Consider the following 21,171-nt stretch of genomic DNA (forward strand, 5'->3'; position numbering starts at 1 on the left):
GACGTCCTCTCGGCGGTGTCCTGCGCGTCAGTCAATCAGCGACCGACATTGGCCAGCCGATTTCGGCCAAGAAAATTCTCGCGTAGGGAACGCTACCGGCAACCCCGCGTGGGCTTAGTCTTGGCTCTCGTGTCCAAATTATCCACGGCAGCGCGCAGGTTGCTGATCGGACGGCCGTTTCGCAGCGACCGTCTGAGTCACACCCTGCTGCCCAAGCGGATCGCGCTGCCGGTGTTCGCCTCCGACGCGCTGTCCTCGGTGGCCTACGCACCGGAGGAAGTCTTCCTCGTGTTGTCGGTGGGTGGCCTGGCCGCCTACTCGATGGCCCCGTGGATCGGCTTGGCGGTGGCCGCGGTGATGTTGTTGGTGGTGGCCAGCTACCGGCAGAACGTGCACGCCTACCCCTCCGGTGGCGGCGACTACGAGGTGGTGACCACCAATCTGGGTGACACCGCCGGTCTGGTGGTAGCCAGCGCGCTGATGGTGGATTACGTTCTCACCGTTGCTGTTTCGACCGCGTCGGCCATGTCCAACATCGGTTCGGCGGTCCCGCTGGTGGCCCACAACAAGGTGTGGTTCTGCGTGGCCGCGATCCTGGTGGTGACCGCGCTGAACCTGCGCGGCGTGCGCGAGTCGGGGTTTGCCTTCGCCATCCCGACCTACGCCTTCATCATCGGTGTCGTCATCATGGTCGGCTGGGGGTTCATCCGAATCTTCGTGCTGGGTGACCATCTGCGTGCCGAATCCGCGAATTTCCAGATGCATTCCGAACACGGCAAGATCGTCGGATTCGCGCTGGTGTTCCTGATGGCCCGGGCGTTCTCGTCGGGATGCGCGGCGCTGACCGGTGTCGAGGCGATCAGCAACGGCGTGCCCGCATTCGAAAAGCCCAAGTCACGCAACGCGGCTACGACCCTGCTGATGCTGGGCGCCATCGCGGTGACCCTGTTGATGGGTATCACCCTGTTGGCCAAGAAGATCGGCGTTCAGGTGGTCGACGACCCGGCGACGCAACTGACCGGTGCCCCCGCGCACTACTACCAGAAGACGCTGATCACGCAGCTGGCGCACGAGGTCTTCGGCGGCTTCCACATCGGATTCGTGCTGATCACCGCGGTAACGGCGCTGATCCTGGTGCTCGCGGCCAACACCGCGTTCAACGGTTTCCCGGTGTTGGGTTCGGTGCTGGCCCAGCACAGCTACCTGCCACGACAGCTGCACACGCGCGGCGACCGGTTGGCGTTCTCCAACGGAATCGGGTTTCTGTCGGTGTCGGCGTTGCTGGCGATCATCGCTTTTCGCGCCGAACTCTCCGCGCTCATCCAGCTCTACATCGTCGGGGTGTTCATTTCGTTCACCCTGAGCCAGATCGGCATGGTGCGGCATTGGACCCGGCTGCTGCGCACCGAGACCGATCCGTCGGCGCGGCGCAAGATGGTCCGCTCCCGGGTGGTCAACACGATCGGCTTCATCTCCACCGGGACCGTCTTGCTGGTGGTCATGGTGACCAAGTTTGTGGCTGGGGCCTGGATCGCCCTCGTCACGATGGCGTTGCTGTTCGTGCTGATGAAGCTGATCCGGCGCCACTACGACGGCGTGAGCCGGGAGTTGGCCGAGCAAGCCGCCGAGCACGGCACCGAGATGGTGCTGCCCAGCCGCAATCACGCGCTGGTGCTGGTCTCGAAGTTGCATCTGCCGACTTTGCGCGCCTTGGCGTACGCGCGTGCGACCAGGCCCGACGTGCTTGAGGCGATCACCGTCAGCGTCGACGACGGGGAAGCCCGCGAACTGCAGCACCAATGGGAGCAGAGCGATATCAGCGTGCCGCTGAAGGTCATCGCCTCCCCGTACCGCGAAATCACCCGACCCGTGCTCGAGTACGTCAAGCGGATCGGCAAGGAGTCGCCGCGCACGGTGGTGACGGTGTTCATCCCCGAGTACGTTGTCGGCCATTGGTGGGAACAGTTGCTGCACAACCAGAGTGCGTTGCGACTCAAGGGTCGGTTGCTGTTCATGCCCGGGGTGATGGTGACTTCGGTTCCGTGGCAGTTGACTTCGTCGGAGCGGCTGAAGACCTTGCAGCCACATGCGGCGCCCGGGGACGCACGGCGAGGCATTTTCGATTGATTGCCGCGTCCGACTACCGGGAACTGACGCTTGTCACCGACGCCCCGGCGAACGGTGGTAGCTGTGTGGCGCGCCACGAGGGCCGGGTGGTGTTCGTCCGCTATGCATTGCCCGGGGAACGGGTTCGGGTCCGGGTCACAGCTGACCGCGGTTCGTATTGGCACGCCGAGGCCGTCGAAGTCCTCGACGCTTCGCCGGACCGGGTGGAGTCGCTGTGCCCGATCGCCGGGGTGGACGGCGCCGGGTGTTGCGATCTGGCGTTCGCCGAGCCCGGCGCCGCGCGCGCGATCAAGGCGCGGGTGGTGGCGAATCAGCTGCAGCGGCTGGGTGGTCACGAATGGTCGGGGGAGGTGGAACCGCTCTCGGAGGTGGGCCCGACGGGGTGGCGGACGCGGGTCCGACTCGCGGTGGGTGCGGACCGTCGCCCCGGCTTCCACCGCTACCACAGCGACGAGTTGGTGACCGATCTGCGCTGCGGCCAACTGCCCGCTGGCATGCTCGACGGGCTCGGCGGCGCCGACTGGCCGCCGGGCGCGCACCTGCAGGTGGCCCTGGACGACGACGGGCGGCGCCATGTGCTGCGCGCGGTCAAGCAGGGCAAGCGGACCATCCACAAGGTGGTCGAGGGCGAGTCGCGCGCGCAGCACCGGGTGGGCGGACGCAGTTGGCGGGTGCCGGTGAGCGCCTTCTGGCAGTCGCACCGGGACGCCGCCCGCGTCTACAGCGACCTCGTCGCGGACTGGGCGCAACCCGCGGCGGGCATGACGGCCTGGGATCTCTACGGCGGCGTGGGCATATTCGCCGCCGTGCTGGGCGCGGCGGTGGGGGATCGGGGCACGGTGCTCACGGTCGACTCCGCACGCGCGGCGTCCGGGGCCGCCCGGGAAGCGCTCGCGGACCTCCCGCAGGTCGAGGTCGTCACCGACTCGGTGCGACGGGCGCTCGCGGCGCGGTCGGGTCGGGTTCCCGGGGCTGATGTGGCGGTGCTCGACCCGCCCCGGTCCGGAGCCGGACGCGAGGTGGTCGACCTGCTCGCCGGCGCGGAGGTGCCGCGGGTGGTGCATATCGGTTGTGAGGCGGCTTCTTTCGCGCGGGATATCGGCCTGTACCGGGGGCACGGCTATACGGTGGAGAAGATCAGGGTGTTCGACGCTTTCCCGTTGACTCACCACGTGGAATGCGTCGCGTTGCTGATCCGATGATCGGGCCTGTCGCTTCGCGGACACCGGTGTTTTCCGACACGTTCGGTCGGGCAAGAAAGGTTTGAGGCGGCCGTTGTGAGCGAGACCTTGCGCTACGCGTTGATCATCTTGTTCTGCAGCGCCGTCGGTCTGGTCGCGGTATTGGCGAACCGCCTCACTGAGCGGGTGAAGGTCCCGGTCGCCCTGCTCGTGCTGGTCGGAGCGGCGGTGGCAGTGAAGGTGATGCCCGAGATCCAGCCGCCGGCCGAGCGGACGGTGGAGCGACTGTTGACCGTCGCGCTGGTGTTGGTGTTGTTCGACGGCGGAATGCACATCGGGCAGAAGCGTTTTCGCGAGGCCGTCGCCCCCATTCTGTCGGTCGGTGTCATCGGCACCTTCCTCACCGCCGCCGGCGCGACGCTGATGCTCCACTACGCGTGCGGAATCGACTGGTACCCAGCGGTTCTCGTCGCTACGGCGGTGGCCCCCACCGACCCGGCCGTCGTCTTCTCCGTGCTGGGCAAACGGGAGATCGCCGGACGCAGCAGCACAATTCTGGAGGGGGAGTCCGGCGCCAACGATCCCGTGGGTATCTCCCTGATGACCAGCCTGATCGCCGCCGGTGGCTTCACCGCGGCCGGCTTCGCCGGCGTGGGAACGCAATTCGCGCTGCAGATGCTGGTCGGGGCGGCCGTCGGGTTGCTCGGCGGGCGCGCCCTGCTGGTGTTCATGCGCCGAGTGGCCCTGCCCAGCGAAGGCCTCTACCCACTGCGAACGCTGGCTTGCTGCCTGATGCTGTACGGCATCGCCACGCTCGCCCACGGCTCCGGATTCCTGGCGGTGTTCGCCGCCGGCATCGTGATCGGCGACGCTCGCGCGCCCTTCCATCCTGAGATCAAACGCTTCCACGGGGCGCTGGCCGGTTTGGCCGAGATCGTTGCCTTCGCCGTCTTGGGTTTGACGGTAGACCTGCGCGTGCTCGCCCATCCCGACGTCTGGATTCCCGGAGTGGCCCTCGGCGTCGCCCTGACGGTACTGATTCGGCCGGTAGCGGTCGGCGCCAGCCTCATCGGTGTGGACCTACGGCGAAACGAACGCGCCTTCATCCTCTTCGCGGGCCTCAAAGGTGCGGTGCCGATCTTGCTGGGCGAGTTCTTGCGCGCCGCCCACATCGCCGACGCCGAACGCCTCTACGGCATCGTGGTCGTCGTCGTCATCTACAGCGTGCTGGTCCAGGCCACCGCGGTGCCTGGTGTTGCCCAACTCTTGCGCCTGCCGATGCGCACCGTGGAAACCCAGCCGTGGGCGGTCGGCGTCCGGCTCGCGGACGAGCCCGACGGGGTGCACCGATTCAGCGTCGCCTCGGGGTCCTTCGCAGATGGTTGCTCCGTTGCGGGTCTCGGTGACCGAGTCGGCGACATCTGGGTGAGCATTGTGGTGCGCACCACCGGCCTGGTGCCGGTGCGGGGGGACACCGAATTTCAACCCGGGGACGAGGTCGTCGTCCTGGCCGACCCCGAGCTTCACGGCACCCTCGCCGAATTGTTCGGCGCTGGGTAGCGGTCTTACTTCCGCGCGTTCCGTAGACTGGCCTGATGCTGGAACAGATCCGCGGGCCTGCTGATCTGCAGCACCTTTCCCAAGCGCAGCTTCGTGACCTGGCGCAAGAGATTCGGGAGTTCCTGATCCACAAGGTGGCCGCCACCGGTGGGCACCTGGGACCGAACCTCGGTGTGGTCGAGCTGACGCTGGCGCTGCACCGGGTATTCGATTCGCCGCACGATCCGATCATCTTCGACACCGGCCACCAGGCCTATGTCCACAAGATGCTGACCGGGCGTGCCCAGGAATTCGAAGGCCTGCGGAAAAGGGGTGGTCTGTCGGGATACCCGTCGCGCGCCGAGAGCGAGCACGACTGGGTGGAGTCGAGCCATGCCAGCGCCGCACTGTCGTATGCCGACGGCCTGGCAAAGGCGTTCGAGCTGACCGGGCACCGCAACCGGCACGTGGTGGCGGTGGTTGGTGACGGTGCGCTCACCGGCGGAATGTGCTGGGAGGCGTTGAACAACATCGCTGGGTCGCACCGGCCGGTGATCATCGTGGTGAACGACAACGGGCGCAGCTACGCGCCGACCATCGGCGGTGTCGCCGACCACCTGGCCACGCTGCGGCTGCAGCCGGCCTACGAACATTTGCTGGAGCGCAGCCGCAACATCATGCGCTCGGTGCCGCTGGTCGGCAAGGCCACCTACCGCTTCATGCACAGCGTGAAGGCGGGCATCAAGGATTCCCTGTCGCCGCAGCTGCTGTTCACCGACCTCGGGCTCAAGTACGTCGGCCCGGTCGACGGTCACGACGAACGCGCGGTGGAGGTCGCCCTGCGCAGCGCCCGTGGCTTCGGCGCCCCGGTGATCGTGCATGTCGTCACGCGCAAGGGGATGGGTTACCCGCCCGCCGAGGCCGACGAGGCCGAACAGATGCACTCCACGGTTCCGATCAATCCCGCCACCGGCATTGCCACCAAGGTGGCCGGCCCGGGCTGGACCAGCACGTTCGCCGAGGCGCTGATCGCCTACGGCCGCCAGCGCCGCGACATCGTGGCCATCACCGCGGCCATGCCCGGCCCCACCGGTTTGTCGGCCTTCGGGGAGGCGTTCCCGGATCGGCTGTTCGATGTCGGTATCGCCGAGCAACATGCCATGACGTCGGCGGCCGGCCTGGCCATGGGTGGGATGCATCCGGTGGTCGCGATCTATTCGACCTTCCTGAACCGGGCGTTCGACCAGATCATGATGGACGTTGCACTGCACAAACTTCCCGTCACCATGGTGCTCGACCGCGCGGGTGTCACCGGTTCCGACGGCCCCAGCCACAACGGCATGTGGGACTTGTCGATGCTCGGCATCGTGCCCGGTATTCGAGTGGCCGCACCCCGCGACGGCACGCGGCTACGCGAGGAACTCGGCGAGGCGCTCGACGTCAACGACGGCCCGACGGCGTTGCGGTTCCCCAAGGGGGACGTGGGCGAAGACATTCCGGCCGTGGAGCGACGTGGCGAGGGGCTGACGGCGCTCGACGTACTGGCGGTGCCGGCGGCGGGTCTGAACCACGATGTGCTGCTGGTTGCGGTCGGTGCCTTTGCTCCGATGGCGCTCGCGGTGGCCAAGCGGCTGCACAACCAGGGCATCGGAGTGACGGTGATCGACCCCCGCTGGGTGCTGCCGGTTTCCGACGGGGTGCGCGAACTTGCGGTGCAGCACAAGTTGGTGGTGACGCTGGAAGACAACGGCGTCAACGGCGGGGTGGGTTCGGCGGTGTCGGCCGCGCTACGGCGCGCGGAGATCGACGTGCCCTGCCGAGACGTGGGTCTGCCGCAGGAGTTCTACGAGCATGCGTCGCGTGGTGAGGTGCTGGCCGACCTCGGACTGACGGACCAGGACGTGGCCCGTCGGATTACCGGGTGGGTCGCCGCGCTGGGCGCCGCCACTCCGAGCGAGTCGGAGATCAGCGAGCGTCTGGACTAGGGTCGGCGGTCTGCCGCTCGGCGTTCGGCGGCACCTGCGCCCGCGCTAGGGCCCGGGCCAGCGCCGTCACCACGAGTTCGCGCTGCCACGCCCGTGCCTGACCGGCGCGCAGCTGTTCTTCGACAGCACTCACCGGATCTGCTGGGTCCTCCCACTCCCAACACAGCCGTCGCACCAGTTCGGGCGACAGCAGGTTTTCCGTCGGCACCTTCACCCGCTGCGACACCTCGGCCAATGCGGCCCGAGCCGCTTCCAGGCGCGCCGCGGCCTCCGGTTTGCGGCGGGTCCAGCGTGCCGGCGGCGGTGGTCCGTTGGACGTGTCGGACACTTCGGGCAGGTCCTGGTTGTCCCGGGCCGCTTCTAGGGCGGCCAGCCACATCGAGGCGTTGCGGCGCTGGTTACGCCCGCCGAACACCGGCAACGCGACGAGGTCGTCCACCGTTTTCGGGTCCTCGATGGCGGCGTCGATGATGGCCGAGTCGGGCAGGATGCGTCGCGGCGCGATGTCGCGGCGCTGGGCGATCGTGTCGCGCACCGTCCACAACTCGCGAACCGCCGCCAGACCCCGCCGGTCACGGACCCGGTGGATGCCCGAGGTGCGCCGCCAGCGCTCCCGCCGCGACGCGGCCGACGGCGTCCTGGTCTCGTATTCCCGCAGATACTCGAATTCTTGTGCGGCCCAATCGGTTTTGCCCTGTTCAGCGAGCACCGCGGAGATCGCCGCGCGCAATTCGATGAGCAGTTCCACGTCCAGCGCGGCGTAGTTGAGCCAGTCGCGCGGCAGGGGACGCTTGGACCAGTCCGCCGCGCCGTGCCCCTTGACCAAGCCCTGACCCAACAGGCGCTGGACCATGGTGGCCAGGTTCACCCGGTCGAAGCCGGCCAACCGCCCGGCGAGCTCGGTGTCGTACAGCGCGGACGGTCGCATGCCTACCTCGGCCAGGCAGGGCAGATCCTGATCCGCCGAATGCAGGATCCATTCGTCCGTGCCGAGCACCTCGGCGACCGGTCGCAGCACGGTCAGCGGGTCGCCGCCGTGGCTGACCGGGTCGATGAGCACGGTGCCGGCGCCGGCGCGTCGGACCTGGATCAGGTAGGCGCGGTTGGAGTAGCGGAAACCCGATGCCCGCTCGGCATCGACGGCGAACGGTCCGCTACCGCGGTCCAACTGCTCGGCCGCCGCCTCGATCTGGCGCGCGGACACCGACAACTCCGGCAGTCCCTCCGCCGGATGCAGCAGCGGCACGTGCTCCGGCTCCGCGCCGCCCTGCGACTCTGCCTCAGGGCACATATCAGGCGCGTGACCGGGAGCCCAAGTCGATGACCCCAGCGGGAGGCAGACCCGCCGCGTGCTCCAGGACGTCGCAGAACGCTTCGACGTGGCTGCCGACATCGGGTTCGGTCGCCGTCCATGAAGCACGAAGCTCGAGTTGGTGGGCGCGCGGCGGGCCGGAGATGTCGCCGTAGCGCACCGAGGTGGTTGCGGTGACGGTGCCGCCCAGGGCGGTCATGTGGTTGGTCCGTGCGTCCAGCGCTTCGACCAGCCAACTCCATGCGACTTCGGGCAGCAGCGGGTCGACGGCTTCGTGCGAATCCAGGTCGGCTTGCACGTAGGCGACCAAGCGGATGGTGCCGTCCCATGCGTCGGAACCCTCCGGGTCGTACAACAGGATCAGCCGGCCGAACGCGTCGCCGTCGGACAACTCCGGCACGGTGTCCTGATCCGGGTGTTTGATCTCGGCACCCAAGGCGTAGCTGTACGGGGCCAGCCGCTGAGGTGGTCGAATGGGGCCGAGCTCGATTTCCGGGCGCACGGTGACGGCGTTCATCGCCGCTACCGCCTCACGGAAAGGCGTCGGTTCGGCTGAGGTCACGAGGCGGCTCCTTCTTCACCGCTGCGCGCCTCCTCGGCGCGGGTCACGGTTTCGACGGTAGCCCCATCCGCCGACACGCGGGTACAGGCGCGCCGGTTATGCCTCGGGGGGCGCGCCAAACCTCGCCGGGCGCTTCTCGCGATGCGCGGCCAGGCCTTCCCGGACGTCGGGGCCGCCGAAACCGATGAATTCCAGGCCAAGGGACGTTTCGAAGGCGGGTCCGAACGTGCGGTACCAGTGATTCAGGCTGCGTTTGGTCCAGCGGATGGCGTCTTGGGCGCCATTGGCCAGGTTCTCGGCGAGACGGGTCGCGGTGGCCAGCACCTCGTCGTCTTCGACGCAGGTGGAGACCAAGCCGATGCGTTCGGCTTCCTCCCCGGACAGCACCTCGCAGGTCAGCAGGTAGTACTTGGCCTTGGCCATCCCCACCAGCAGCGGCCAGCAGATGGCGGCGTGATCGCCGGCGGCGACGCCCAGTTTGGTGTGGCCGTCGATGATCTTCGCGGTCCGCCCCGCGACCGAGATGTCGGCGAGCAGTGCGACCACCAGGCCCGCGCCGACCGCCGGGCCCCTGATCGCCGACACCACCGGTTTGTCGAGGTTGACCAGGTTCATCACCAGGTCGCGGGCCTCCCGCAGGATGCGGATGCGGCCCTGGTAGTCGTTGATCGTCTCGTCGATCAGGTCGAAGCTGCCGCCGGAGGAGAAGGCCTTGCCTTCGCCGCGGACCAGCACCACCTTTACCGCGGGGTCGCGGTCGATTACCGGCCAGATGTCGGCCAGGTCCCGGTGCATCTGGGGCCCGACGGAATTCAGTCCGGGTGCGTCCAGAACCAGATTGAGCACCCCGTTGTCGGTGGTTTCACAACGCAGGCTGGGGAAGTCGTCATAGGAGACGGGCGGGATCTTCGGCGTCTTCGGCATCGGAGGTGATGTTACGCAAGCGCGTATCCGCGCCCGTGGCAGCATTGACACCGATGAATACCCGTCGCGAGCTTGACCAGTCTCCGTATCTGGCAGCGGTTGCCGGCCGCAAGCCCAGCCGCGTGCCGGTGTGGTTCATGCGTCAGGCCGGCCGTTCGCTGCCCGAATACCGAGCTCTGCGTGAACACCACACCATGCTGGGCGCGTGTTTCCAGCCGGAAGTGGCCTGCGAGATCACGTTGCAGCCGATTCGCCGCTACGGCGTCGATGCGGCGATCCTGTTCTCCGACATCGTGGTGCCGCTGCGCGCCGCCGGTATCGACCTGGACATCGTCGCGGACGTCGGGCCGGTTATCGCGCACCCGGTGCGGACCGCGTCCGACATCGATGCGATCAAACCCCTTGACCCCGAAGCGATTACGCCGATCCTGTCGGCTGTCACGCTGTTGGTGGCCGAGTTGGGCGAGGTTCCGCTGATCGGTTTCGCCGGGGCGCCGTTCACGCTGGCGTCGTACCTGGTCGAGGGCGGGCCGAGCCGCCATCACGCCCGCACGAAGGCGATGATGCTGGCCGCGACGGGGGACTGGCATGCGCTGATGACCAAGCTCACCGACCTGACCATCGCGTTCCTGCGCGGCCAGATCGAGGCCGGGGTGGACGCGATTCAACTCTTCGACTCGTGGGCGGGGACGCTGTCGCTGTCCGACTATCGGCAGTACGTGCTGCCGCACAGCTCGCGGATTTTCGGCGCGCTAGCCGAGTACGGGGTGCCCATGACGCACTTCGGCGTCGGCACCGCTGAGTTGTTGGGGGTCATGTCAGAAGCGGGCGCAACCGTCGTCGGCGTCGACTGGCGCACCTCGCTGAGCGACGCCGCGACCAGGGTCGCCCCCGGCACGGCGCTGCAGGGCAACCTCGATCCGGTCGTGGTGCTGGCCGGCTGGGAGGTGGTGGAGAAAGCGGCCCGTGCGGTGGTGGACGACGGACGTCGCGCTGTCGACGCCGGCGCGACCGGGCACGTGTTCAACCTCGGTCATGGGGTGCTGCCGGAGACGGACCCTGGTGTGTTGACCGATCTGGTGGCGCTGGTCCACTCGCTATGACGACCTCGTTCTGCATCGTCGGGGGCGGCATTTCGGGGTTGGCGGCCGCGTACCGGTTGCGGCTCGCGGCCGGTGACGACGCGCGCATAACGCTGTTCGACCCGGCGGATCGGCTCGGTGGGATCCTGCGCACCGAGGAGGTCGGGGGGCAGCCGATGGATGTCGGCGCCGAGGCGTTCGTGCTGCGCCGACCCGAGATGCCGGCGCTGCTGGCCGAACTGGGCCTGTCGGACCTGCAGCGGACCCCCACCGGCGTCCGGCCGCTGATCTACAGCGCGGGCACGACGCATCCGTTGCCGACGGGCACGGTGATGGGAATCCCGGCGTCGGCGGAGTCCGTTGCCGGGCTTGTGGACGAGGAGACCGTGGCGCGGATCTCGTCCGAGCCCGCTCGCCCATTCAGTTGGAAACCGGGCAGCGACCCGACGGTGGCCGAGTTGGTGGCCGACCGGTTCGGCGAGCAGGTGGTGTCGAGGTCGGTGGACCCCTTGCTCAGCGGGGTCTACGCGGGTTCGGCCGCGACGATCGGGCTGCGCGCGGCCGTGCCGAGTGTGGCGGCGGCGCTGGACCGCGGCGCCGCGAATCTGACCCAGGCGGTTCGGCAGGGGATGCCGCCCGCCAGTAACGCGCCGATATTCGGTGCGGTGGCCGGCGGCTATCAGGTGCTGGTCGACGAACTCGTTTCGCGCAGCCGGGTGCACTGGGTTCGGGCCGCGGTCTCAGCTTTGCAACCGGGCTGGGAGTTGCGCGACGACACCGGGTCCCGTTGGGACGCCGACGCGGTGGTCCTCGCGCTCCCGGCGGCCCGGATGGCGCATCTGGTCGGCGATGTTGCGCCGGGCGCCGCGGCGGCGGCTGGGCGAGTCGTCAGTGCGTCCTCGGCGGTGGTCGCGCTGGCCGTACCCGCCGACACACCCTTCCCGCAGTGTTCGGGCGTGTTGGTGGCATCGGGTGAGCCGTTGCACGCCAAGGCGGTCACGCTGTCGTCGCGCAAGTGGGGCGGTGCAGGCGGCGGCGTGCAGCTGTTGCGATTGTCGTTCGGACGATTCGGCGACGACCTGGCGTGTCGCGCTTCCGACGACGAGTTGCTGACCTGGGCCCGGGCCGATCTGGCCGAGATATTCGGGTTCGCGGTCGATGTGGCCGACGCGCGGGTGCAGCGTTGGATCGATGCGATGCCGCAGTACGGGCCCGGGCACGCGGAACTGGTCGCGGAGTTGCGCGCCGGGCTGCCGCCGGGTCTCACCGTGGCCGGCAGCTACCTCGACGGCATCGGCGTCCCGGCGTGTGTCGGTGCGGCGGGGCGCGCGATCGAGGCGCTCGGAGTGGAAGTGGCACGATAGGTTTCATGGCCAAGCTCGACTTCGACGCTCTGAACGCGACGATTCGCTACCTGATGTTCTCCGTTTTTTCGGTGCGGCCCGGTGAGCTGGGCGACCAGCGGGATGCCGTGATCGACGACACCGCCACGTTCCTCAAGCAGCAGGAAGAACGCGGCGTGGTGGTGCGCGGTCTGTATGACGTGGCGGGTCTGCGTGCGGACGCGGATTTCATGATCTGGACCCACGCCGAGCGCGTCGAGGACCTGCAAGCCACCTACGCCGACTTTCGGCGGACCACGACCCTGGGGCGGGCTTGCACGCCGGTGTGGAGCAGCGTGGCGCTGCATCGCCCGGCGGAGTTCAACAAAAGCCACATCCCGGCGTTCCTTGCCGGCGAGGAACCCGGCGCCTACATCTGCGTGTATCCATTTGTGCGGTCCTACGAGTGGTATCTGCTGCCCGATGAGGAACGCCGCCGCATGCTCGCCGAGCACGGCATGGCCGCGCGGGAGTACAAGGACGTGCGAGCCAACACCGTGCCGGCCTTCGCGCTGGGCGACTACGAGTGGTTGCTGGCCTTCGAGGCCCCGGAATTGCACCGGATCGTCGACCTGATGCGGGAGCTGCGGGCCACCGACGCCCGCCGGCACACCCGCGAGGAGACGCCGTTCTTCACCGGGCCGCGGGTACCGGTTGAGCAGCTGATCAACGGGCTGCCGTGACACACGCGGCCGATCCCAACGATCCGACAGACCCGACCCGGTTCGAGGAGCGGTACCGAGACGAGCGGCTGGCCCACGGCCTGCCCGCAGCCACGCCGTGGGACATCGGCGGGCCGCAGCCGGTGGTGCAGCAACTCGTGGCGGTGGGTGCGATCAAGGGCGACGTGCTCGATCCGGGGACCGGGCCCGGGCACCACGCGATCTACTACGCCACCCAGGGCTATTCGGCGGTAGGCATCGACGGGTCCGCCACGGCCATCGAGCGCGCCCGGGAGAATGCGCGCAAAGCCGGAGTATCGGTCGATTTCCAGGTGGCCGACGCGACCAAATTGGACGGGCTGGACGGCCGGTTCGACACGGTCGTCGACTGCGCCTTCTACCACACCTTCAGCACCGCCCCGGAGCTGCAGAGGTCTTACGTGGAGGCGCTGCATCGGGCCACCAAGCCGGGCGCACGGCTCTACATGTACGAGTTCGGTGAGCACAACATCAACGGCTTCAAAATGCTTCGGACGCTGCCCGAGAGCGCCTTTCGCGACGTACTTCCCCTTGGTGGTTGGGAGATCACCTATGTCGGGACTACCACCTATCAGGTGAACATGAGCGCCGAGGCGATCGAGTTGATGGCCGAACGGAACCCAGAGGTGGCCGATCAGGTCCAGGACGTGTTGGGGCGGTTCCGGGCGATGGAGCCGTGGCTCGTCGATGGTCGGGTACACGCGCCGTTCTGGGAAGTGCACGCGACGCGGGTGGATTGAGCGGGCGTTGCGGAGGCCGGCTTCGTCATCGGCTTCGTCACATCCGTCACTCTGATCGCTAGCCCAGGAATGTGGCTCGCTGCCCGGCTTTGAGCGACTATCGCTTTACGTCGAAATGTCCCGCCTGCGTTGCCATTTTGTCGCTACAAGCAGGGCGGAGATCATGCCGCCCGGAGCGGAGGCTGCTGTGGCGGTTGCGCCCAGTGTGGCAGTTGTGACGCAGCTGCCCGGCTTGGACGGTTAGGAACCCTCGGGTACCAACCGCAACGAGATCGAGTTGATGCAGTAGCGCTGATCCGTCGGCGTGGGGTAACCCTCACCCTCGAACACGTGCCCCAAGTGGCTGTGACAGTTGGCGCAGAGCACCTCGGTGCGCGTCATCCCCATCGAGTGGTCGGCGCGCAAGATCACCGCGTCGCTGCTCGACGGATCGTAGAACGACGGCCACCCGCAGTGCGACTCGAATTTCTCTGTGCTGCGGAACAATTCGGCTCCGCAGGCCCGACACTGATAGATGCCCTGGGTCTTGGTGTCGGTGTACTCACCGGTGAATGGACGCTCGGTGCCCGCACGGCGCAGCACGTGGAATTCCTCGGGAGTGAGCCGCTTGCGCCACTCGTCGTCGGTGAGTTCCAGCTTCGGTTTGGTCATCTTTCCACGCTAGCTTTCTCCTGCTCAGCGTGCTCAGCACGGTTCTCCCGCTCAGCCCTCAGCCAGGCCGGATCAATGCCGTCATCCAGTCGGTTCTCGGCCTTGGCGTCCAGGTAGCGGAAGTAGAGCACGGTGAAGATCACGATCAACAGCAGGGACCAACCGTAGGTGATCTTCAGGTATTCCAGCGCACGTCCCCATCTCATCCACCGGAAGATCAGCCAGCGGTCCAGCGTCATGAAGCCGTAAATCGCCAGCCACGCCGGCCAATTGCGGATCACCGAGTTGGGCAGCACCACCGTCATCAGGAACGGGAACAGCATCATCGAGTAGTAGCCCTGAGCCAGGGACAACACGAGCCACGACCACAGCAGCAGCACGCCGGACGACGTGGTCACCCAGAACAGCGGGTCACGGGTGCGGTAGTAGCGGTACAGGAGCCACAGGGCCCCGATCGCGATCGCGGTGAACAGCACGCGCAGCCCGATGATCATCCACGTCGGCAATCCAAAGTAGAGGCCGTTGCCCAGGATCGAGCTGTTGAAGTAATCCCGGGTGCCCAGGATGTAGGGCAGTGTCCGGGTGAAGAAGTCGGTCGCGTTGGGCACCAGCGGCAGCGCAACCAGGTTCATAACAACCGGAATGACCAGTGCGGTCACCCATGCCCGCCACTGCCGGTTGACCAACGGCAGCAGCAACAGCGGGCCCAGCAGCGGTTTGAGAACCAAGGTCAGCCCGATCGCTGCGCCGGCCCACCACTGGCGACTGGTTCGCCCGTCCAGCAACCACCGCAGAAACAGCACCTCCAACAGCAGGATGCAGCCGTTGATGTTGGTGAAGACCAGGGTGTTGGTCACGGTCTCGGTGCAGAACATGGCCAGAATGAGGGCCGGGGCGGCCACCGAGGACAGCGTGAAGTTGAACATCCGCAGCAGCAGGTAGGCGGCGACGAGGATGGCCGCGGTGTTGATCGAGATGAACAGGTAGCGCGACGGCGCGAACGGCAAATAGCCGAACGGCGCCATCAGCAGGGTGCCGCCGGGGGGATAGAGATAGTGCGGGTCGACGTAGTCGAAGTGCTCGTTGTAGATGTCCCAGCCGTGCCGGAAGTTCAGCACCGCCCGGTACACGGGCTTGAAGTCGTCGGTGATGTTGCCGTTGATCGTCAGCACGATGCTGCGGTGCAACACCGACAAAATGGCTATCGGCCACAGCGCCGACCGCAGGATGGTGGCGGTGCTTTTGGGGCCGGGACGAAATGCGGCCTGCAGGGATTCGCGAATGCCGGTTCTGGTCGAGTCAGCTGCCGTCACCAGCGCACCGTACACCGGCGCGAGTCGTCGCGAACGGTCAGGCGGGACAATAAGTGTCGGTGCCGGGCAGCTTCCCGCTGTCCAAGTAGTCGGCCAACGGCGGCACCGCGCAGGATGAGTAGATGCTGGCGCCGTGGCCGATACCCTGCCACATCACCCGCTTGCTGGCCGCGTTCGCGTTGATGATGGTGGCCGCCGTCTGGGCGACCCCCTCGTTGCCGACGATCGGGTCGTTCTGCACGCCCAGCAACAGCACGTCAAGCTTGAGCTGCTTCGGTGCTTGCGCGGGCGTGCTACTGGGCCAATGGATGCACTTGACCAGGTTGAGCGCGGCGACCGTGCCGAACTGCGGATAGAGCTTGCCCCATGCGACCACCAACTCGCGGACCCGGTCGGGCGTCGGGCGGTTGACCGCGTCGCTGCAGGTACTGACGAACTGGCCGTCGGTGTCCCGGGTGGCCTCGGCGCGGTTGATCAGGTTGTTCAGCCCGTTCATGTCACCCGAGCGCGCTGCGGCCAGCGCATTGGCCAGGTTCGTGGTGTTGCTCACCCGGTCGCCCGTGGGGAAGCCCAGCGCGGTGGTGATCGCCCCGACGATGGAGGCCACCGAGGGGCTGGCGGGGCCCTGGTCGGCCCGAGCTGCCGTCAGCAACGCGCTGACCGCACCCTTCGGGTCCGCGCCTAGGGCGCAGTTGACCGCAACGCACTGCGCGGCGAACGCGTCCAGGCTCGCCTGCTGGCCTTTGACCTGCTGTTCGGCGGCGGCCTCGGCGTTGACCCCCAGCGCGACGGGGGAATCGAGGATTAGCCTGGCCACCTTGTCGGGGCGCGACCCGGCATAGGCCATCGCCACCTGGGTGCCGTTGCCGACACCGATCAGTGCGACCGCGGGCACATCCCAGATGTTGCGCAGTCGTTCGATGTCGTCAGCGGCGTGCGAGTTGTCGTAGGCGGAATCACCCGGCGCGATGGCGTCGGTGCAATTGGTGGTGGCGGTATTGGAAATATCGGACAGATTGGCCACCGGGTCGTCACCGGATCGGTACTGGGCTTGATCGCGCATGTCGTCGCGGTCGTAGTGATCGCGGCAGTCGATCGGGCTCGACATTCCCAGGCCGCGGCGGTCGATGGCGACGATCGGGTGGGACTTGAGCACGTCGGCGCCGGCGTGAGATAGCCAGACCGGCAGCTGGGTCGACGACGGGATGTCCGAACCGGTGGTGAAGACGAGCGGGCCCGCATCCTTGGGGGTCTGACCGGATCGGGCGCGGACGACGCCGATGCTCAACGACCCGGACCCGCCGTTGAGCGGGTCGAGGGCGGAGTCGAAGGTCGCGCATTCCAGCTTGACGCCCGCCGCGCCCGTCACACCGGCGTCCGAGTTGACCTGTGAGGTGCAGTCCCGCCACGACAGGTCGTTCTTGGGTGCGGCGATCGGTTGCGGGCCGCTCGGTGGTTTCGAAGTGGTGGGTACGCCCTGCGGTTTGGCGCCCGAATCGGTGGCGAAACGCGGGTCGGCGCCGAAGACGGGCACGCAGCCGGCGACCACCGCGCAGACCGCGACCAGGATCGTGGCGGACCTGAAGTGCCGACTCATGCCGACCACAGTAGCTGGACCCGCCGATTACTCCCGGACGTAGCGGGTGTACAGATAGCCCGCATCGTCGGTGATCACGTGCGCACAACGCATCTGGGTCATCACCTGACCCGGGCCGGTCACGATCCGGGGGGATGACCCGCCGACGATGCACGGCGCGATGGTCAGGCACAACTCGTCGAGCAAGCCGCGGTCGATGAATGCGCCGAGCAGCATGGGTCCGCCCTCGGTCAGGACCCGCCGCAACCCCCTTGCCCGCAGGTGAGCCAAGATCGCGGCCGCGTCGACGCTGGTCGGATCATCGGCGGAACAGTCGATCACCTCCGCAGGCAGCCCCGACAGCCGGTGGCGCGTGTCGTCGGCGGCCGCGGTGCAGGTGAGCACCAACACCGGCACTTCGGTGCGGGTGAACACGCCCAGGTCCTTGTCCAGGTGGCCGGCGTTGGTGACGATCGCCAGCGGCGGAATCTCGGCTTGGTGCCGAGCCTGACGCCGCTGGCGCGCGCCGATGCCCAGCCGCACTCCCGAGTAGCCCTCTATCCGCACGGTGCCCGCCCCGACCACGACGACGTCGGCGAGCTCACGAAGCATCGAAAAGATGGCGCGGTCGCCGGACCCGCCCAGGCCCCCGGTGAGGCCCGCCGCCGTGGCGCCGCCGTCCAGGCTGGCGATGAAGTTCGCCCGCAACCAACTGCCGTCCGCAATGTCCGGGTAGTCGTAAAAGACGGGCAGTTCGTCTTCAGCGATACCGCGGTCCGCGCCGAGCAGCGTCAGGAAGTCGGGCATGAGCTCGATTCCAGCACGCCGCTACAGTGCCTGCATGGACGGGCCCATATCGCGTCTGGTCGATCGCCATCCGTCGGTGTCCCCGGAGCGGCTGATCGCCCAATTGGACCCGCCGCCGACCTTCGCCGAGGTGAGCTTCGCGACGTACCGGCCAGACCCGAACGAACCCTCCCAAGCCGCCGCCGTCGAGGCCTGCCAGGACTTCTGTCGGCAAGCTGTGGAGCGGCGCTCGGGACGCAAGAAATGGTTCGGCAAACGGGAGGTGCTGCCCGGCGTCGGCCTGTACCTGGACGGCGGGTTCGGCGTGGGCAAGACCCACCTGCTGGCGTCGGCCTATTACGCATTGCCTGGCTCCGGGCCGGGTACCTCTCCGAACCCCAAGGCGTTCGCCACCTTTGGTGAGTTGACCCAGCTGGCCGGGGTGTTCGGCTTCGCCGAATGCATCGAACTGCTGTCCGACTACACCGCGGTGTGCATCGACGAATTCGAGCTCGACGACCCCGGCAACACCACCCTCATCTCGCGGATGCTGTCATCGTTGGTCGAACGGGGCGTGTCGATAGCCGCGACATCCAACACGCTGCCCGAGCAGCTGGGCGAGGGACGCTTCGCCGCCCAGGACTTTCTGCGCGAGATCAACACGCTGGCAAGCATTTTCACCACCGTCCGGATCGAAGGCCCGGACTACCGGCACCGCGACCTACCGCCGGCGCCTACCCCGTTGACGGACCAGGAGGTCGCCGCGCGTGCCGCTGCCGTGGAGGGAGCGACACTGGACGATTTCGATTCGCTTTGCGCCCACCTGGCCACCATGCACCCATCGCGGTACCTGACCCTGATCGAGGGTGTGCGGGCGGTGTTTCTGACCGGGGTGCACTGCATCGAGGACCAGAGCGTCGCGTTGCGGTTGGTGGCGCTCACCGATCGCCTGTACGACGCCGGCATTCCGGTCGTCGCCTCCGGGGCCAAGCTCGACACCATCTTCAGCGAGGAAATGCTGGCCGGCGGTTACCGCAAGAAATATCTGCGGGCCACCTCGCGGCTTTTGGCGCTCACGGCCGGCTGATCGCGCGCGCCATCAGGTAGTCGCTCTCAAGCTGGTCGCCGAGCCGAAAAGTTCTGGTACCGCTGACTTCAAAGCCGCATTTGGTGTAGAAGCGTTGCGCCCGAACGTTTTGCCGGTTGACCCCCAGCCACACGCGGCGCACACCCTGCCGGGCGGCCCGGTCCAGTACGGCGTCCATCAACTTTCCCGCCACGCCGCGGCCGTGGAAGTCGGGCAGCACGTAGATCTTCGATAGTTCGGCGCTGCTGTCGGATTCGGGGATGTCGCGAATCAGCATGGCGTACCCGATGATTCGTTCGTCGTGGTGCGCGGCCAAGATCGCTCGTCGTGGGTCGCTCAGATACTCGGCGAAGCGGGCCGCCGACAGGTTTGCCGCGATGAAGGAGGCGACGTTAGTGGCCGTCACCGAGGGCGGGCAGGCCAGCGGAAAGGTGGCCGCGGCCACGTTGGCCAGCTCCCCGGCCGAAGCCGCCGCGGCGATGTCTATGTGCAGGTCAGAGATTCCACTGCGCAAGGTGCTCGCCGGTCTTGCGGTCCAGCAGCACGACCACGGAAATCGGGTCGCGGTAGGCGTCCCAATACACGCCGCCCCGCACGATCGAACCTTGCGGCGCGTTGCCGAGCGCGGCGTCCAGCCAGTCGGGCGCGTCGCAGGCCCGCGGCTTGTAGGCGTCGGCGAACGGTGTCACGCCGTCGAAGCTGAAGTTGGTCGCCATGATGAACGAGGTCGGGACCCGGACCGCGTGGACGGTGACATCGGCGCGGTTGACCGAGCTGCCGGGGAAGCTTTTCACCGGAACGCCGCTGCGCGTGTAACCGAACCCGGGCGGCGGGTCGACGGGGGTCACGCTGCTGACGGTGACATCGGCGACGTAGGTGCCGGTGTCCACCCGCAGCGTGTCCCCGATGTGGCCGATCGGAGCGTCACCGGCCCGTGCGCGGGGAGCCGTGACCCCCGCCGCGGTGATGCTCGCGACCGCGATCAGCAAGGTGGACAAGGCGATCAGCCAGCGATGCATCTTCGCATGATTGCACACGCGGTAATGCGAAGGGGAGGGGTTAGCTGGGTTCCTTGGGGACGGCCAGTGATTGCAGGGCGTCCGCCAGGTCGGTCTCGACCCGCTGCTTGTCGACACCGGCTTGGTGCAGCGGTCCGGCGCCGTCTTCCAGTTCGAGCAACGCCAGCAGCAGGTGCTCGGTGCCGATGTAGTTGTGGCCTAAGCGAAGTGCCTCGCGGAAGGTCAATTCGAGCACCTTGCGCGCCGGTCCGCTGAATGGGATCAGATTGGGTGTCTCCGCTGCGGCGGGCGGCAGTTTGACGGCGGCACGCAGCTTTTCGGTGTCGACGTTTCGTTTTTGCAGCAGCAGGGTCGCCAGTGCCGCCGGGTCGCTGAGCATGCCGAGCAGCAGGTGGTCCGGCGTGATCTCGCTGTTGGCCGCGTCGTGGGCGGCGTTCTGGGCCGCGACCACGGCGTTTCGTGCCCGGGGGGTGAAACGGCTGAAGCCTTGATCGGGGTCCAAGGTGGTGGCCTCGGGTTTCGGGACGAATCTCTTTTGCGCCGCCTGTTTGGTGACGCCCATGGCTTTGCCGATCTCGGTCCAGGAGGCGCCCGAGCGACGCGCCTGATCGACGAAGTGCCCGATCAGGTGATCGGCGATCTCGCCGAGGCTTTCGGCGGCCAAGACGGCGTCCTGGAGTTGGTCCAGGGCGTCGGTGTGCACCGTCTTGATCACGTTGATCAGGTCGTCGAGGCGGACGGGATAAGCGATCTTGGTTGGTTCCACCATGGCGTCAACGCTAGGTTGACGATTGGGCGGTGTCAACCTTGGGTTGACGATGCCCGCTCGATTTGTTCGAGATGCGGCAGCGCCGTGCCTCTGGGACCATCTCTGAGCTATGAGAACCCTGCTGACGATGACCTGCCTCGTGGTGGCGATCGGCATGGCCGCGCCGGCCCAGGCTGACGCGGGCCAAGACCAAGCTTTCATCGTTTCGCTCAATGCTGCCGGTATCACCTACAAGGATCCCGAGAGCGCGATTGCGGCCGGAAAGAGCGTTTGCAACATGGCCAATCAGGGCAAGACCGGGGCCGAGGTGGTCGAGATCCTGCAAGCCGGAAATCCCGGGCTGACCCAGGAAAACGCCGCACGGTTCACGGCGATCTCAGCGGGTGTCTACTGCCCTGCGAAACTTCCGCCGAAACAGGGCACGTAGCCGGGGGT

20 protein-coding genes are annotated in these 21,171 nt (G+C 67.4%); 10 read left to right on the plus strand and 10 right to left on the minus strand.

Annotated features, from left to right (window positions below; genetic code table 11):
- The first annotated feature begins 129 nt into the window (after positions 1–129).
- From BST27_RS17150 to dxs, 4 genes are all read left to right on the plus strand, one after another.
- Positions 130–2,127, plus strand: a complete 1,998-nt coding sequence (locus tag BST27_RS17150) for an APC family permease (RefSeq protein ID WP_069419665.1) — start codon at positions 130–132, stop codon at positions 2,125–2,127.
- Positions 2,124–3,329, plus strand: a complete 1,206-nt coding sequence (locus BST27_RS17155) for a class I SAM-dependent RNA methyltransferase (RefSeq protein WP_139805205.1) — start codon at positions 2,124–2,126, stop codon at positions 3,327–3,329. Before BST27_RS17150 ends, BST27_RS17155 begins: the two co-directional genes overlap by 4 nt.
- A 75-nt stretch (positions 3,330–3,404) precedes the next feature.
- Positions 3,405–4,868 carry a cation:proton antiporter domain-containing protein gene (locus BST27_RS17160; RefSeq protein WP_069419664.1) on the plus strand — a complete coding sequence of 488 codons (1,464 nt, stop codon included), beginning with the start codon at positions 3,405–3,407 and terminating at the stop codon, positions 4,866–4,868.
- A 35-nt stretch (positions 4,869–4,903) separates the two neighbouring features.
- Entirely contained in the window at positions 4,904–6,832 is a 1,929-nt protein-coding gene (gene dxs, locus BST27_RS17165) for a 1-deoxy-D-xylulose-5-phosphate synthase (RefSeq protein WP_069419663.1), read from the plus strand.
- Here dxs and BST27_RS17170 read toward each other — a convergent pair.
- The 3 genes from BST27_RS17170 to BST27_RS17180 all read right to left on the minus strand — a co-directional run bounded on the left by BST27_RS17170 (position 6,813) and on the right by BST27_RS17180 (position 9,630).
- Positions 6,813–8,123, minus strand: a complete 1,311-nt coding sequence (locus tag BST27_RS17170) for an HRDC domain-containing protein (protein ID WP_069419662.1) — start codon at positions 8,121–8,123, stop codon at positions 6,813–6,815. The two genes, dxs and BST27_RS17170, sit on opposite strands and share 20 nt — an antisense overlap.
- 1 nt (position 8,124) lies before the next feature.
- Complete coding sequence (locus BST27_RS17175; protein WP_232007302.1) at positions 8,125–8,661, minus strand: DUF3000 domain-containing protein; 537 nt, start codon at positions 8,659–8,661, stop codon at positions 8,125–8,127.
- A 141-nt stretch (positions 8,662–8,802) separates the two neighbouring features.
- Positions 8,803–9,630 carry an enoyl-CoA hydratase/isomerase family protein gene (locus BST27_RS17180; RefSeq protein WP_069419660.1) on the minus strand — a complete coding sequence of 276 codons (828 nt, stop codon included), beginning with the start codon at positions 9,628–9,630 and terminating at the stop codon, positions 8,803–8,805.
- Between the two features lie 53 nt (positions 9,631–9,683).
- Here BST27_RS17180 and hemE point away from each other — a divergent pair, with 53 nt between their 5' ends.
- Genes hemE through BST27_RS17200 form a run of 4 tightly spaced genes read left to right on the plus strand, consistent with a single transcriptional unit; the run spans position 9,684 to position 13,535 of the window.
- Positions 9,684–10,733 carry a uroporphyrinogen decarboxylase gene (hemE, locus tag BST27_RS17185; RefSeq protein WP_069419659.1) on the plus strand — a complete coding sequence of 350 codons (1,050 nt, stop codon included), beginning with the start codon at positions 9,684–9,686 and terminating at the stop codon, positions 10,731–10,733.
- Positions 10,730–12,076 carry a protoporphyrinogen oxidase gene (locus BST27_RS17190; protein ID WP_069419658.1) on the plus strand — a complete coding sequence of 449 codons (1,347 nt, stop codon included), beginning with the start codon at positions 10,730–10,732 and terminating at the stop codon, positions 12,074–12,076. Before hemE ends, BST27_RS17190 begins: the two co-directional genes overlap by 4 nt.
- A gap of 5 nt (positions 12,077–12,081) precedes the next feature.
- Complete coding sequence (gene hemQ, locus BST27_RS17195; protein ID WP_069419657.1) at positions 12,082–12,777, plus strand: hydrogen peroxide-dependent heme synthase; 696 nt, start codon at positions 12,082–12,084, stop codon at positions 12,775–12,777.
- Positions 12,774–13,535 (plus strand): class I SAM-dependent methyltransferase, encoded by a 762-nt coding sequence (locus BST27_RS17200; RefSeq protein WP_069419656.1) that lies wholly within the window; start codon positions 12,774–12,776, stop codon positions 13,533–13,535. Before hemQ ends, BST27_RS17200 begins: the two co-directional genes overlap by 4 nt.
- A gap of 240 nt (positions 13,536–13,775) precedes the next feature.
- Here BST27_RS17200 and msrB read toward each other — a convergent pair whose 3' ends face one another.
- Genes msrB through BST27_RS17220 form a run of 4 tightly spaced genes read right to left on the minus strand, consistent with a single transcriptional unit; the run spans position 13,776 to position 17,882 of the window.
- On the minus strand, positions 13,776–14,186 hold the full coding sequence (msrB, locus tag BST27_RS17205) for a peptide-methionine (R)-S-oxide reductase MsrB (protein WP_069419655.1): 411 nt from the start codon (positions 14,184–14,186) through the stop codon (positions 13,776–13,778).
- Positions 14,183–15,514, minus strand: a complete 1,332-nt coding sequence (gene aftC / locus BST27_RS17210; protein ID WP_069419654.1) for an arabinofuranan 3-O-arabinosyltransferase — start codon at positions 15,512–15,514, stop codon at positions 14,183–14,185. The genes msrB and aftC overlap by 4 nt, the downstream gene beginning before the upstream one ends.
- Before the next feature lie 22 nt (positions 15,515–15,536).
- Positions 15,537–17,096, minus strand: coding sequence for an alpha/beta fold hydrolase (locus BST27_RS17215; RefSeq protein ID WP_069419653.1), 1,560 nt, complete (start codon positions 17,094–17,096; stop codon positions 15,537–15,539).
- Positions 17,097–17,123: 27 nt separating this feature from the next.
- Complete coding sequence (locus BST27_RS17220; protein ID WP_069419652.1) at positions 17,124–17,882, minus strand: pyrimidine reductase family protein; 759 nt, start codon at positions 17,880–17,882, stop codon at positions 17,124–17,126.
- On the opposite strand from BST27_RS17220, the gene zapE reads away from it, so the two are divergent.
- Complete coding sequence (gene zapE, locus BST27_RS17225; protein ID WP_069419651.1) at positions 17,881–18,948, plus strand: cell division protein ZapE; 1,068 nt, start codon at positions 17,881–17,883, stop codon at positions 18,946–18,948. The genes BST27_RS17220 and zapE overlap by 2 nt on opposite strands.
- Here zapE and BST27_RS17230 read toward each other — a convergent pair.
- Genes BST27_RS17230 through BST27_RS17240 form a run of 3 tightly spaced genes read right to left on the minus strand, consistent with a single transcriptional unit; the run spans position 18,935 to position 20,736 of the window.
- Positions 18,935–19,462 (minus strand): GNAT family N-acetyltransferase, encoded by a 528-nt coding sequence (locus BST27_RS17230; protein WP_069419650.1) that lies wholly within the window; start codon positions 19,460–19,462, stop codon positions 18,935–18,937. The two genes, zapE and BST27_RS17230, sit on opposite strands and share 14 nt — an antisense overlap.
- A complete protein-coding gene (locus BST27_RS17235) occupies positions 19,443–19,967 on the minus strand; it encodes a hypothetical protein (RefSeq protein ID WP_069419649.1) in 525 nt (174 codons plus the stop codon). The genes BST27_RS17230 and BST27_RS17235 overlap by 20 nt, the downstream gene beginning before the upstream one ends.
- Positions 19,968–20,007: 40 nt before the next feature.
- Positions 20,008–20,736: a Clp protease N-terminal domain-containing protein gene (locus tag BST27_RS17240; protein ID WP_069419648.1), complete on the minus strand. Its 729-nt coding sequence runs from the start codon at positions 20,734–20,736 to the stop codon at positions 20,008–20,010.
- 109 nt (positions 20,737–20,845) lie between these two features.
- Between BST27_RS17240 and BST27_RS17245 the strand changes: the two genes are divergently transcribed.
- Positions 20,846–21,163 carry a DUF732 domain-containing protein gene (locus BST27_RS17245; protein WP_069419647.1) on the plus strand — a complete coding sequence of 106 codons (318 nt, stop codon included), beginning with the start codon at positions 20,846–20,848 and terminating at the stop codon, positions 21,161–21,163.
- The last annotated feature ends 8 nt before the right edge of the window (positions 21,164–21,171 follow it).

This window comes from Mycobacterium intermedium (assembly GCF_002086275.1).
In the GTDB taxonomy this organism is placed as follows: domain Bacteria; phylum Actinomycetota; class Actinomycetes; order Mycobacteriales; family Mycobacteriaceae; genus Mycobacterium; species Mycobacterium intermedium.